Raw genomic sequence first — 14,400 nt, forward strand, 5'->3', positions numbered from 1 at the left:
TAGCAAATATGCGCATTTTTTCTTAATTAAGCTTTTCTCGTTGAGAACACAGAGAAAACCTATTTTGTCCCCACAATTTGTAATAAAATAACGCGCAAATAACTAATACGAGATGAGCTCATGTCAACTACTGGTCGTATTCATTCTTTTGAGTCGTGTGGAACCGTAGACGGTCCTGGTATCCGCTTTATTGTCTTTTTGCAAGGCTGTCTAATGCGTTGTAAGTATTGCCACAACCGCGACACTTGGGACACCCATGATGGTAAAGAGGTTACTGTTGAAGAGATCATCAACGAAGCTAAATCGTACCGTCACTTTATGAATGCCTCTGGTGGTGGTGTGACATGTTCTGGTGGTGAGGCAATGCTTCAGCCTGAATTTGTACGTGATTTCTTCCGCGCGGCACGCAAAGAAGGTATTCACACCTGTCTAGACACCAACGGCTACATTCGTAAACACACTGATGTTGTAGACGAAGTGCTAGAAGCAACCGATCTTGTAATGTTAGACCTCAAGCATATGAAAGATGAGATCCACCATGATTTTATTGGTGTTTCTAACAAACGTACTCTCGACTTTGCTCGTTACCTACATAAGATTGGCCAGAAAACTTGGATTCGCTACGTGGTCGTGCCGGGTTATACAGACGACCCAGAAGCCGCAAATATGCTTGGTGAATTCATTAAGGATATGGACAACATTGAGAAAGTAGAACTGCTTCCTTACCACAAGCTAGGCGCTCATAAATGGGAAGCGCTAGGTCTTGAATATCCACTTGAAGGTACTAACCCTCCATCGAAAGAAGTGATGGACTCGATCGTCTCAATTCTTGAGCAGTATCACTCTAACGTAAAATACTGATACCAAGTCCGCCAAGATTCGTAAAAAATACCAACCTACCAAGGTTGGTATTTTTTTGAGGTTAACGTGGCATTAAATGAGCTCTGCGCTCTTCTGATCATATTATGTGTAAGTCCGTTAGCTTGGCGTGATGCGCACGATGTGTTGCTACCCAAGCTCAGACAAGAGCGTTCATTTCAGCATATTACCTTCGCAGTTGTCTTCGCCCTGTTTGTACTCTGGTCTGTGGACGCTGGGGTAAAAGAAGGGTTATCGATTCACTTTTTAGCGATTACTGCCTTAACACTGATGTATGGATGGCGCAGCGCGTTCACCCTATCTATTGTTATCTATTTTTTTATCGCGCTTGCTGGTGAGATTACCTTTTACCAACTACCCGAGCACATACTCTTCTCAGCATTAATTCCTATTGCCATCAGTTACTGCATTTTCTTGCTAAGTTATCATTACCTTCCGCGCAACATATTTGTCTTTATCTTTGTCGCGGGGTTCTTAAATGGTGGCATTACTGGAAGCTTGCACTTGGTGATCAATGCTGGCTATTTATTGGCTATCACTGATTATGACTGGCAGACGATATTCGACAACTACTTAGTCTTCACCCCTCTGCTCGCCTTTCCTGAAGGCCTATTGAATGGCATGACTCTCGCCATGCTCAGCGTTTTTAAACCAGAATTGCTAAGAGTCTTTTCCGACCGAGACTATATCTATAACCATTACCATAAATAGTGCAAAAATTCTCACCGATTCTTTGTACTTTTCATATTAAATATGTGTTGAGATCATGTTTCACCCTTCAAGGAACAGATAACCTAAGCACATTAAAAATGTATTAGATGATTTAGTGAGGCCACCATGGAAATGACAAACGCTCAACGTTTGATCCTATCGAATCAATATTACCTAATGTCGCAAATGAACCCTGAAAATGCGGCAAAATACCAGCGTCTACAAACCATCGTAGAGCGCGGCTACGAGCTTCAAATGAGCGAGTTGAACAAAGACTTTGGCTGCTTAGTAGAAGCAGAATGTCGCGAAGTGATTGATATCATGGAAATGTACCATGCGATGCAAGAGTCAAATAATATGCTTAGCGAAAGTGAGCAAAAAGAAGTTGACCAACGCCGCCTAATCTTCCTTGGTTTTGACATCGCAGCTGAAGCACAGCTGGTTAACTATGTCCGCTTCCTAACCGGCTCTGAAGGTCTTTACCCTCAATTCGACAAAGGTGAACATCAGTTTAACGCGCAAATGCCAATGCTAGACAAATACCGTCGCATGTTGACGACGTGGAAAAACTGTCCACGTCAGTACCACTTGTGTGCCAATGAATTAAAGCAAATTTTCAACGCTTAAGATTGATTCCCGCAAATCAAAAAAAGGGGTGGCTTTGTTAGCCACCCCTTTTTAATTCGATATATTCAAATATAGCGATAAGTTAAAAGACGTATGCAACACCAAAATTAGCCGCAGTGTGAACACCACTTTCGATTAATGGCTTACTTCAATATCCCCCTCAAGGTTGGTGTAGCGGATACCGCCAGTAAGACGAATGCTAGGGGTTAAGTGCATGTACGCAGACGCACCTAGGAAGAATTGACCATCCCAATCTGCGTACAAACTCCAAACTAGGGTCACCTGCTCTTGCCGCTTCCTCTGCTGTAACGCCATACAAACGATTGTTTAGTCTCTCACTATTGTATGCGTAGCCCATCGATGCCGCGAATATCTGTTGCGCCATTCCAAAACTCAACGGTCAATTTATGTTCTTTAGGCATATCTAAGCCACTACCAATAGATCCTTACTAGTATTAAGCCAGTAACGTAAATGCAATAAATGGCACGAAATTACGAATTCATTCCTCCAGTTTAATTTGGCGTGCAAATACCAATTTCCCTACGGTTGGCTAATCAGTGGTCGGATATGTAGTGTTTCGTCACATATTGCAATTAAACACATATTTTTTAAGCAGAATTCTAAAAACCAACTAGTCTTAACTAAGAAAGGATTTGCTTTTCTATGCGGGTTTATTGTCAGTTTGACAGGTTCAGAGGGGAATTCATTATGAGTATTTTCGACCATTTCCAAGCACGCTACGAAGCCTCAAAGGATGAGGAACTATCCCTACAGGACTTCCTTGGTTTATGTAAAGACGACAAAAGTGCATACGCCAACGCTGCAGAGCGATTACTGATGGCCATCGGTGAGCCTGAGGTCATTGATACTGCACAGGATCCACAATTAAGTCGTATTTTCTCCAATCGCGTGATTTCTCGTTACGAAACATTCAAAGACTTCTATGGTATGGAAGATGCAATCGAGCAAATCGTTTCGTACCTGAAACACGCCGCTCAAGGTTTAGAAGAACGTAAACAAATCCTCTACCTCTTGGGTCCTGTGGGTGGTGGTAAATCTTCTTTAGCTGAAAAACTCAAAGCGCTCATGCAGCAAGTGCCTATATATGTACTGTCTGCTAACGGTGAACGTAGCCCAGTTAATGATCACCCTTTCTGCCTATTTGATGTCAACGAAGACGGTGACTTGTTGAAACAAGAGTATGGTATTGAAAAACGCTATTTACGCTCAATCATGTCTCCTTGGGCTGCGAAACGATTGCACGAATTTGGCGGTGATATTTCCAAGTTCAAAGTGGTTAAGGTGCGACCTTCAATTCTTGACCAGTTGGCGATTGCGAAGACTGAGCCTGGTGACGAAAACAACCAAGATATCTCATCATTAGTGGGTAAAGTCGATATTCGTCAATTAGAGCATTACTCACAAGATGACCCTGATGCTTACAGCTACTCTGGTGCCTTGTGTCGTGCTAACCAAGGCTTGATGGAGTTCGTAGAGATGTTTAAAGCACCGATCAAAGTGCTGCACCCACTACTGACTGCAACCCAAGAAGGTAACTACAACGGCACGGAAGGGTTATCCGCACTGCCGTTTGACGGAATGATCCTCGCTCACTCGAATGAATCAGAATGGCAAACCTTCCGCAACAATAAGAACAATGAGGCGTTCCTTGACCGTGTCTACATAGTTAAAGTGCCATATTGTCTGCGCGTGGCGGAAGAAGTGAAGATCTACCAGAAACTGCTCGATCACTCAGAGCTATCAAAAGCACCTTGCTCGCCAAGCACACTAGAGTTGCTCTCACAGTTCAGTATTCTTTCTCGTCTGAAAGAACCAGAAAATTCGTCGATTTTCTCTAAAATGCGCGTCTACGATGGCGAAACATTAAAAGATACCGACCCGAAAGCGAAGAGCTATCAAGAGTACCGTGACTTTGCCGGTGTTGATGAAGGTATGTCAGGTCTGTCGACTCGTTTTGCGTTTAAGATCCTATCTCGGGTATTTAACTTTGATCAAACCGAAGTCGCCGCTAACCCAGTACATTTATTCTACGTCATCGAGCAACAAATCGAGCGTGAACAGTTCCCACAAGAAACCGCAGAGAAGTACCTAGAGTTCCTCAAAGGTTACCTAGTGCCTCGCTACGTAGAATTCATTGGTAAAGAAATTCAGACAGCTTACTTAGAGTCTTACTCTGAATACGGTCAAAATATCTTTGATCGCTACGTCACTTATGCAGACTTCTGGATTCAGGATCAAGAGTATCGTGACCCTGAAACTGGCCAACTGTTCGATCGCTCTGCGCTCAACAATGAACTAGAAAAAATCGAAAAAACGGCGGGAATTAGCAACCCGAAAGACTTCCGTAACGAGATCGTTAACTTCGTACTCCGTGCACGAGCCAACAATAATGGCACCAACCCGGTTTGGACCAGTTACGAGAAACTACGCACCGTAATTGAAAAGAAAATGTTCTCAAATACTGAAGAGTTGCTACCTGTTATCTCATTTAACACTAAAACCTCTTCTGAAGATCAGAAGAAACACGACGATTTTGTCGCACGTATGATGGAAAAGGGCTATACAGAGAAACAAGTTCGCCTGCTTTCAGAGTGGTATCTACGCGTACGTAAATCCTCGTAACAGCAGTGTTTAGCCCATGACTAGCCTACCAGAGTTAATCGCTCTGGTAGGAGACAGGATGTAAGAATGACCTGCCCCTTTGTGTGGGGCATGTATGAGATAAGGGGTGACTCATGGCGCAATTTATTGACCGACGACTGAACGGCAAAAATAAGAGTGCTGTAAACCGCCAGCGCTTTTTACGCCGCCATAAAGAACAGATCAAAGAATCTGTTGCTGATGCGGTGAATCGCCGTTCAATAACCAATACAGAGACTGGTGAAGATGTCTCTATCCCTCATAAAGACATCAAAGAACCCGTGTTTCATCAAGGCAAAGGTGGACTAAAAGAGCGTGTTCACCCAGGTAACGACCAATTTATCACTGGTGACAAAATTGAACGCCCTAAAGGAGGTGGTCAAGGCGGTGGTTCAGGTGAAGGTGACGCCAGTGCCGACGGCGAAGGGCAAGATGATTTCGTATTTCAGATCTCCAAAGACGAATACCTAGATATTCTGTTTGAAGACCTAGAGCTGCCTAATCTAGAAAAGAATCAAATTAACAAAATCACCGAATGGAAAACGCACCGAGCTGGCTACCAAACTGCTGGGGTGCCTGCCAATATCGCTATCGTCAAATCACTACAGCAATCTTTAGCACGCCGCACAGCAATGACGGCAGGCAAAAAGCGTATGCTGCGTGAACTCGAGGAGGAGCTCGACCAAGTAAAAATGAGTGAACCTGCGCAAATGCTAGAGGAGAAACGCTTACAAGAAGAAATTAAGAGCTTACGCAGAAAAATAGATAGTGTGCCGTTCATTGATACCTTCGATTTACGCTTTAAAAACTATGAACGCCGCCCTATTCCATCCAGCCAGGCTGTGATGTTCTGTTTGATGGATGTCTCTGGTTCGATGGACCAAGCAACAAAAGACATTGCTAAGCGTTTCTACGTCTTACTCTACCTTTTCCTGACACGAACCTATGAAAATGTCGAAGTGGTTTTCATTCGCCACCATACCCAAGCCAAAGAGGTCGACGAACACGAGTTTTTCTACTCACAAGAAACCGGGGGAACTATTGTTTCAAGCGCACTTAAGCTAATGAATGAAATCGTCGCTGACCGCTACCCTGTTGGAGAGTGGAACATATACGCAGCCCAAGCATCTGATGGTGATAACTGGGCCGACGATTCACCACGATGTCGAGAGCTATTAACCAAGCATCTACTGCCAAACTGCCAGTACTATTCGTATATAGAGATCACTCGTCGTTCTCACCAAACCTTATGGCATGAGTATGAAAAGCTAGAGGGCGGATTTCCAAACTTCGCGATGAAAAACATCCGCAGCGTTGAAGATATCTTCCCTGTCTTCAGAGAGCTTTTCAAAAAAGAGACCGCTTAGGGGGCCGATATGACAACAAAAACCAAAAAGCCAACCAAATCTAAAGCACTCCCTGACGGGCCAGATTGGACGTTCGATCTGCTAGAGCGCTACCACGTAGAAATCAAACGAGTCGCTGAACACTATAAATTGGATTCATACCCTAACCAGATAGAAGTCATCACCTCTGAGCAAATGATGGACGCTTATTCGAGCATTGGTATGCCAATTAACTACAATCACTGGTCATTTGGTAAGAAATTTATTCAAACTGAGCAGGGCTATAAACACGGTCAAATGGGCCTAGCGTACGAGATTGTGATTAACTCCGATCCATGTATTGCTTACTTGATGGAAGAGAACACGGTCACGATGCAAGCATTGGTAATGGCACACGCTTGCTATGGCCACAACTCCTTCTTTAAGGGTAATTACCTATTCCAAACATGGACTGATGCCAGTTCTATTATTGACTATCTATTATTCGCCAAGAACTATATCGCAGAATGTGAACAAAAATATGGTGTCCAAGAAGTCGAAAACTTGCTCGACTCTTGCCATGCTTTGATGAATTTTGGTGTCGATCGCTACAAACGACCAGAGAAAATCTCAATTGCCGAAGAGAAATCGAGGCAAGAAGAGCGTGAGGCTTACTTACAGTCACAGGTAAACGATCTGTGGCGAACCGTTCCTAAATCTAAGGTTGAGCCAGAAAGTCAAAAAGTACGCTTTCCATCCGAACCTCAAGAAAACATTCTCTATTTCATAGAAAAACATGCTCCCCTACTTGAGTCATGGCAACGCGAAATTGTGCGTATCGTACGTAAAATAAGCCAATACTTTTATCCGCAAAAGCAGACTCAAGTTATGAACGAAGGCTGGGCGACCTACTGGCACTACACCATTCTTAATCACTTATATGATGAAGGACTGGTCACCGATAGGTTTATCCTTGAGTTCCTCCACAGCCACACAGGCGTGGTCGCACAGCCCGCTTATAACAGCCCTTACTTCAGCGGTATTAATCCTTATGCACTTGGGTTTGCGATGTTCCGCGATATCAGACGTATCTGTGAAGAGCCTACCGATGAAGACCGAGAGTGGTTCCCTGATCTTGCTGATTCCGATTGGTTAGAAGCGGTGCATTTTGCGATGAAAAACTTCAAAGATGAAAGCTTTATCAGCCAATATCTGTCACCAAAACTGATGCGTGACTTTAAGCTATTTGCCATCGTCGATGATGATCGTAAAAACTATATCGAAGTCAGTGCTATTCATGATGATAATGGCTATCGTGCCATTCGAGAAAAACTCGCCGCTCAATATAACCTGAGTAACTTAGAGCCAAATCTCCAAGTGTTTAATGTAGATGTTCGTGGTGATCGTTCTTTGACGCTTCAGTATGTTCCGCATGACCGTATTCCACTCGATGACAGCTACGATGAGGTATTGAAGCACCTATATCGCTTGTGGGGCTTCGATGTAATTTTGGAAGAAGTCAAAGAAACTGGAAGACGGGAAATCCTAAGCACTTGCCCAAAACGAAACAATTATGACGCAAAAATTTAACCCTCGCTGATACAAAAAAAGGCCCTAACCGGGCCTTTTCTCGTTTATCGCTGAGCGATGATACTACGTACGACTTCTAAGTCTTCTGGCGTATCAACTCCAGCAGCTGGTGCCTGTTTTGCAACTTCAACATGGATTTTCTCACCATACCAAAGTACACGTAACTGCTCTAAACACTCAATTTTCTCAAGCGCTGTCGGCTCCCAGTTAACGTAGGTATTAATAAAACCTGCACGGTAAGCGTAGATACCAATATGACGCATCAGTGGCTGCGCAATCTTTTTGTCTTGCTGAGCGAAGTTATCTCGATCCCACGGGATTGTTGCACGGCTGAAATACATCGCATAGCCATCTTTGTCAGTCAATACTTTAACTGCATTGGGATTAAAGACTTCCGCTTCGTCACTAATCTTAACCGCCAGTGTTGCCATAGGCGCTTGACTGTTTGCCAAATTTTCAGCGACTTGAGTAATGATTGACGATGGAATGAGTGGTTCATCACCTTGCACGTTGACGATAATATGATCATCAGCAATAGCCATTTTCTCGACAACTTCAGCTAATCGCTCGGTACCTGATTCGTGATCAGGTGAAGTCATACAAACTTGACCGCCAAACGCTTTAACGGCTTGTTCCACACGATTGTCATCCGTCGCGATGATTACTTGGTCAGCCCCTGCTTGAATAGCTTGGTCATAAACCCATTGAATCATTGGTTTACCACCAATATCCGCAAGAGGTTTACCCGGCAGTCGAGTCGACTGGTAACGCGCAGGAATAACAACAGTGAATGACATTATCTACCCTCGTCCATGCTAATTTTGCGAGCTTCTGGCTCTAACAACACAGGGATACCTTCTTTAATTGGATAAGCTAAACGATCTAACTTACAAACTAACTCTTGCTTGTCCTTATCAAAGGTTAGCTTTCCTTTACATACCGGACAGGCAACAATCTCAAGTAGACGGTGATCCATACTTTTCCTTAACCTCTTTAATCTTATCTAAAATACGCACTTCGTCAGCAGTACTAAACTCAGCATTCACCGGTAGATACCACCAATTCTCTTTTGCGTAATGTGCGCATTTTACTGCGTCTTTTTCAGTCATAATTAGGTGCTTACCTTGTGCGGCTAAGGCATCTAACTGTGACGGTTCAAAATCTTTATGGTCAGCGAAACCTTGTGCAACAACTGGAGTCGCACCAAGCTGAGTCAGAGTATTGAAGAATCTCGGTGGGTGACCAATGCCAGCCATCGCCACCAAGCCCTCTTTCAGCTCTGTCACTGCTTGTCGTTCACCAGTCAATAAATTCACTGCATGTGTAGGCACTAATGACATACTGGCTTCGCTATCAAGCGCTTGTCCGCCATTGGTAATCAGTAAGTCCACCTCGGACAAGCGTTCAACTTGCTCTCTAAGTGGGCCAAGAGGAATTAAACACTCATTACCAAATCGACGTTTACCGTCAATCACCACGATCTCAATATCTCGCTCCAATGCATAATGCTGGAGACCATCGTCGGTGATAATAATATCCACATCCTGCTTCAGCAGCGCCTTAACGGCATCACTGCGAACGGGAGAAACAGTCACTGGAGCATTTGTGCGCTTATAAATCAGTTTAGGCTCATCGCCGCAATGCTTTGGCGAAGTCTCTGCTTCGACCATTAATGGGTAAGAAGGCGCTTTGGCACCGTAACCACGTGATACGACACCAGGCTTATAGCCAAGCTGTTGCAGCTTCTCAACCAACCAGATCACCACTGGCGTTTTGCCATTACCACCCGCGGTAATATTACCGACAACGATGACGGGTACTGGCGGGCGGTATGATGTTTTCTTTCCAGTTTGATACTGATAGCGACGGTTTTTACTTATCCAACCAAACAGGACACTAAGTGGCCATAATAATGGCCACAGTAGGTATTTAATTGGGTGGTTTTCAAACCAAATTTTCTCAATCAAGACTAAGCACCAAATTGAATTCGGTGAAGCTGGGCATAAGCGCCATCTTGCTTGATTAGCTCAGTATGGTTACCACGCTCGACAATTTCACCGTCATCCACAACCAAAATCTCATCGGCATTCTCGATCGTCGATAAGCGGTGCGCGATGACAAGTACCGTCTTGTCTTTCTGCAATTCATCCAGTGCGGCTTGAATCGCTTTCTCTGATTCAGTATCAAGAGCCGAAGTCGCTTCATCTAGAATCAGTACAGGTGCATCTCGCAATAGTGCACGCGCAATGGCAATACGCTGACGTTGACCGCCTGATAGGCTTGCGCCATTTTCACCAATCACGGTATCTAGGCCATCTTCCATATTTTGAACAAAGTCCATTGCATGAGCAAGGCGAGCGGCATGTTCAATCTGTTCACGACTAAACTGCTCTGTCGCCGCATAAGCGATATTGTTGGCAATGGTATCGTTAAACAAGTGGACGTTTTGCGAAACAAGCGCAAAGTGAGTACGCAGGTTACTTAGCGTGTAATCTCTTACGTCAGCATCATCTAAACAAATTGAACCAGAGTCCACATCGTAGAAACGGGTAAATAAATTCGCAATAGTACTCTTACCTGAGCCTGAACGGCCGACAAGAGCCACTGTTTTACCTTGCGGGATATTAAAGCTGATATCACTTAATGCAGGCTTTTCTTTGCCTTCATAAGTGAACGTTACGTTCTTCACCGCGATCTCACCACGAACTTTATCAGCTTCTAGCTTGCCGTTGTCTTGTTCTGTTTCAAGATCCATTAGTGCAAACAACGTTTGGCTTGCCGCCATACCACGTTGAAACTCAGAAGTAACATTGGTCAAAGCTTTTAGCGGGCGCATCAAACCAAACATTGCTGAGAATACAACCGTGAACGTACCTGGAGTTAACTCAGCACGAATAGAGTCAACGCTGGCCAAAAACAGCACTGCAACAAGAGCAATAGAAGCAATTACCTGAATAACTGGGTTAGCAATGGCTTGAGCCGCAACTAACTTCATTGATTGCTGACGCATTTGATTGCTTACACTGTCAAAGCGTTCACGTTCAACATTTTGACCGCCGTAACTCAAGACAACTTTATGCCCTTTCAGCATTTGTTCCGCAGATGAAGTTACATTCCCCATCGCTTCTTGCATGTTCTTAGAGATCTTGCGGAAACGTTTAGACACGACTCCAATCCCCCACGCTACAATAGGAGCGACAATGAATAGCACAAGAGATAGCTGCCAGCTGTTCCAGAACATCAACACCAATAGGCCGACAATACTTGCGCCTTCACGTACGATACTCACTAACGCACGACTTGTAGCGCCAGCCACTTGTTCAGAATCGTAGGTAATTCGAGAAAGCAGGCCACCAGCAGACTCTTTATCAAAATAAGAGACCGGCATATGCATAAACTGGTTAAAGATAGCTCGTCTCATCCGCATAACAACGTTGCCAGATACCCAGCTTAAGCAGTAGGTTGAAACAAATCCGCTCAGACCGCGGACAATCATCATGCCAAAGATGATAATAGGTAGAATTCGAAGAAAGTTGGATTCCGCATTACCAAAACCTTCATCAAGAAGCGGCTTTAGTAATGAAACCATGTAAGTGTCAGCAATCGCGTTAACAATCAGTGCAACAACTGCAACCGCCAGACCTGCTTTATATAAACGGATATAAGTCCACAGGCGCTTGAACGTTTGCCAAGTCGTTTCGTCTTGATTCAATGACATAGAAGTGCTTATTTTTCTTTTACAATATTGCGGCTATTCTACTCCCTTACGCAGCATATGCCTATACCAACTCCCCCCTTTGATATCTCGTAGTCGCATCAACAAAAGGCTATCTGAATAAAACTTCACCGTTATTTGACCTGAGCTACCCGTATCTGCCCACTCCGCGCCTTGATTTCGGTATCGCTCGACCACCTCTGAATTAGGCAAATTCCACCTCCCCCTTTTCGCGGTAGAAGCGATCGCCAGTGACGGGCTCACCTGTTCAACAAACTTCGCAATAGATGAGGTTTTGCTACCGTGATGAGGAACTATTACCACGTCAGAATCAAGCTTGTCTTTGTCGCGAATTAACATCCACTCCGTAATAGTTTCTATATCGCCAGTGAGCAATGCTTTTTGCGGGGCCGACCGGTGAGTCACGCTGATAACGCAAGAGTGCGGGTTATACGCTCTTGCTACTTGTTTTATAGGCCAAATCACTTCTAGCGTCAGCTCTTGCCAATTAAAGCGTTGCCCTTTAACACACCCTACTCCACCTACATCGACTTGACTGGTGATGATGGATTCAGGCTGCCACCTATCGACCAACCACTGCCAGCCACCTGCATGATCATTGTCCATATGACTGAGTACCAGATAGTCAACTTTGTTTACTGCCGATTTAATTAGGTAGGGAGCAATGATTTGCTCAGCCATACTCGACGTTCCCCACGCCGCCCCTGTGTCATAGAGCATAACGCGATCATTTTGTCTTATCGCGATGGCTAAGCCGTGGCCGACATCAAATACGATTAACTCCCATAGTGGTAATTTCTGCCATCGAGTATCACAGACCAGAAATATGACGAGAATAAGCGTTACCCCGTATCGATTGAGTAATCGATGAACCACCAATAATGCCACCAGTAAGGTTAACCACTTAACTTCAAGAGATGACAAATCCATCCAGCCCCACTGCGCATAATCGATTGCCCAAGTGACGGGAGTTAAACTAAAGTCTGCTATCGACCATAGCGCATCTGTATTGATATTGAGATAGCTGGTACTAAACGCAAAAAAGAGCAACGGAACAACAATGAAAGAAAACCACGGCACAAATATCAGGTTATAAACAAAAGCACTGACACTCACTCCATAGAAAAGAAGCGCCGTCACTGGGAACATAAGCAATACAATAAAGGCCTGAAGCTTAATAGCTTTCAGCCATGTCGGTTGTAACCTCTTAGTAACTGAGAGAAATAAAAAAACAACTCCGACTGCGGCCATCGATAACCATAAGCTGGTGCTCACCACCCAAAAAGGTTCAATGATGAGTAGCACTGAAAGTACTAATAACCACTTATAACGATATGAAAGCTGCCCCGCAAACTGTTGGACAAAGCATAAGACGATGCACATTAGCATCGCACGCTGCGTAGTAATCGAAAAACCTGCCAACCATGCGTAACCTAGAGCAAATATCAATCCACATAACGTCGGGGCGTAAGTCAGCGTCCAGTGGGCTCTCATAAATCCTCTTCCCAAGAACCACCCAATTCCAAACGCAATGCCAATATGCAACCCAGAAATAGCAATCAGATGACTTAATCCACTCTGTTGCAACTTTCTCCAACGCTCGGCATTCAGCTCATCACGTACGCCAAACATTAAGGCGAGCAATACATCGCGGTTTTCTAACTGATAAGTATGGCGATGAAATTTTTCTAACGCAGCCCCTCTCACTGACCCCTTGCTGACTAGATAAAAACTCTCGCGGTTTTTGATGGTGCCATGAGCCAGGACAGATTGTGATAAGGCATAGGTTTCAGCGTCAAAACCGACCTCATTAAGTAAACCTGTGATTGGTTTGAGTGATACTTTAGCCGTTACGGTATCACCTAGTTGAAACAATAATGGTGCTGTAAGCGTGATCTTAGGTTGATGAAATGTGCTCAAGGATTGGCCATTGATTGATCTAACTATAACTCGGCCTTGAAAGCCTCGGTTTATTGGTTTAAAAAGGCTGTCAACGTCAGCGATTATGGTAATATCCTGACCTGCTTTGAAAAGTTTTTCTGTTTGCTGTTGCAGCAAGTTGCCATGCACAAATATGATGATGCACGCAAATGCTGCTCCAACACAAAATCTCACTTGCCTATACTTGATGGATACGGCGATCAAGATGCAAGGAATGATTAGATATTTCCAATCGGGCATGATTGGCCAATATGGGCTAGTGACGATCAACAACGAAAACGAAATCAGCGACCAATAATTTAAGTAGAGAGTCATATTTCCTTATGCCAAGAAAATTCATCCAACGCTTTATGCCTGACCACGAAGTGATTAAGCGTCAAAAGGCACTAAAGATTTTTGGCAACGTGCTTTATAACCCAAACTTGTGGTGTCTTAACCGACGCTCAGCTGCGGGTGCTTTCGCCGTAGGCCTATTCATGGCTTTTGTCCCACTGCCTAGCCAGATGATCATGTCCGCAGGGCTTGCGATCGCCTGTGGGGTTAACTTGCCGCTATCTGTTGCCCTAGTGTGGGTGAGTAACCCAGTGACCATGCCTGTCCTTTTCTATTTCGCTTACAAAGTTGGAGCTTGGGCAATGCATGTTCCCCCGCAAGAGTTCCACTTTGAACTATCGTGGGAGTTCATCCTGCATCAAATGAGTGCTATTGGGCCTCCATTCCTATTGGGCTGCTTAATCTGTGGCGTGGTATCGGCAATGCTTGGTTACTTTGGAATAAAAGCACTTTGGCGTTATTCTGTTGTGCGTAGCTGGCAAAAACGTCAGATCAGAATAAGTGGCCTACTGAAGAAGTAAAATGACATTGGTGTTGTCACAGCGAAAATAACGAATTGATGCAACAACACTGTAAGATCGAAATGAAAAAAGGAC

At 44.3% G+C, this 14,400-nt stretch carries 12 protein-coding genes and 1 pseudogene; 7 read left to right on the top strand and 6 right to left on the bottom strand.

Features of this window, described 5'->3' with window-relative positions:
* The first annotated feature begins 120 nt into the window (after window positions 1-120).
* The 3 genes from pflA to ACU01J_RS00170 all read left to right on the top strand — a co-directional run bounded on the left by pflA (window position 121) and on the right by ACU01J_RS00170 (window position 2,217).
* The gene (pflA, locus tag ACU01J_RS00160; RefSeq protein ID WP_481083891.1) at window positions 121-861 is read left to right on the top strand and encodes a pyruvate formate lyase 1-activating protein; all 741 of its coding nucleotides are present in this window, start codon (window positions 121-123) and stop codon (window positions 859-861) included.
* 66 nt (window positions 862-927) lie between these two features.
* Window positions 928-1,590 (top strand): energy-coupling factor ABC transporter permease, encoded by a 663-nt coding sequence (locus tag ACU01J_RS00165; RefSeq protein ID WP_481083892.1) that lies wholly within the window; start codon window positions 928-930, stop codon window positions 1,588-1,590.
* A gap of 126 nt (window positions 1,591-1,716) precedes the next feature.
* On the top strand, window positions 1,717-2,217 hold the full coding sequence (locus tag ACU01J_RS00170) for a YfbU family protein (protein WP_481083893.1): 501 nt from the start codon (window positions 1,717-1,719) through the stop codon (window positions 2,215-2,217).
* Window positions 2,218-2,299: 82 nt separating this feature from the next.
* Here ACU01J_RS00170 and ACU01J_RS00175 read toward each other — a convergent pair.
* Window positions 2,300-2,578: pseudogene (locus ACU01J_RS00175) on the bottom strand (MipA/OmpV family protein); the annotation flags it as partial.
* Window positions 2,579-2,926: 348 nt separating this feature from the next.
* Between ACU01J_RS00175 and ACU01J_RS00180 the strand changes: the two are divergent.
* The 3 genes from ACU01J_RS00180 to ACU01J_RS00190 all read left to right on the top strand — a co-directional run bounded on the left by ACU01J_RS00180 (window position 2,927) and on the right by ACU01J_RS00190 (window position 7,794).
* Window positions 2,927-4,861, top strand: a complete 1,935-nt coding sequence (locus ACU01J_RS00180) for a PrkA family serine protein kinase (RefSeq protein WP_481083894.1) — start codon at window positions 2,927-2,929, stop codon at window positions 4,859-4,861.
* A 113-nt stretch (window positions 4,862-4,974) separates the two neighbouring features.
* Window positions 4,975-6,246, top strand: a complete 1,272-nt coding sequence (locus ACU01J_RS00185; protein WP_481083895.1) for a YeaH/YhbH family protein — start codon at window positions 4,975-4,977, stop codon at window positions 6,244-6,246.
* A gap of 9 nt (window positions 6,247-6,255) precedes the next feature.
* Complete coding sequence (locus ACU01J_RS00190) at window positions 6,256-7,794, top strand: SpoVR family protein (protein ID WP_481083896.1); 1,539 nt, start codon at window positions 6,256-6,258, stop codon at window positions 7,792-7,794.
* Window positions 7,795-7,838: 44 nt separating this feature from the next.
* Here the strand turns inward: ACU01J_RS00190 and kdsB are convergent, their stop codons facing one another.
* The 5 genes from kdsB to ACU01J_RS00215 are packed head-to-tail and all read right to left on the bottom strand — an operon-like array spanning window position 7,839 to window position 13,786.
* On the bottom strand, window positions 7,839-8,591 hold the full coding sequence (gene kdsB / locus ACU01J_RS00195) for a 3-deoxy-manno-octulosonate cytidylyltransferase (protein ID WP_481083897.1): 753 nt from the start codon (window positions 8,589-8,591) through the stop codon (window positions 7,839-7,841).
* A complete protein-coding gene (locus tag ACU01J_RS00200) occupies window positions 8,591-8,770 on the bottom strand; it encodes a Trm112 family protein (protein WP_053438189.1) in 180 nt (59 codons plus the stop codon). Before ACU01J_RS00200 ends, kdsB begins: the two co-directional genes overlap by 1 nt.
* Window positions 8,751-9,761: a tetraacyldisaccharide 4'-kinase gene (gene lpxK / locus ACU01J_RS00205; protein ID WP_481083898.1), complete on the bottom strand. Its 1,011-nt coding sequence runs from the start codon at window positions 9,759-9,761 to the stop codon at window positions 8,751-8,753. Before lpxK ends, ACU01J_RS00200 begins: the two co-directional genes overlap by 20 nt.
* Before the next feature lie 2 nt (window positions 9,762-9,763).
* Window positions 9,764-11,512 (bottom strand): lipid A ABC transporter ATP-binding protein/permease MsbA, encoded by a 1,749-nt coding sequence (msbA, locus tag ACU01J_RS00210; RefSeq protein WP_481083899.1) that lies wholly within the window; start codon window positions 11,510-11,512, stop codon window positions 9,764-9,766.
* Between the two features lie 33 nt (window positions 11,513-11,545).
* On the bottom strand, window positions 11,546-13,786 hold the full coding sequence (locus tag ACU01J_RS00215) for a DNA internalization-related competence protein ComEC/Rec2 (protein ID WP_481083900.1): 2,241 nt from the start codon (window positions 13,784-13,786) through the stop codon (window positions 11,546-11,548).
* An 8-nt stretch (window positions 13,787-13,794) separates the two neighbouring features.
* Between ACU01J_RS00215 and ACU01J_RS00220 the strand changes: the two genes are divergently transcribed.
* Window positions 13,795-14,325, top strand: a complete 531-nt coding sequence (locus ACU01J_RS00220) for a DUF2062 domain-containing protein (protein WP_481083901.1) — start codon at window positions 13,795-13,797, stop codon at window positions 14,323-14,325.
* Window positions 14,326-14,400 lie beyond the last annotated feature (75 nt).

The sequence above is a fragment of the Vibrio sp. 2433-A1 genome, from assembly GCF_056726085.1.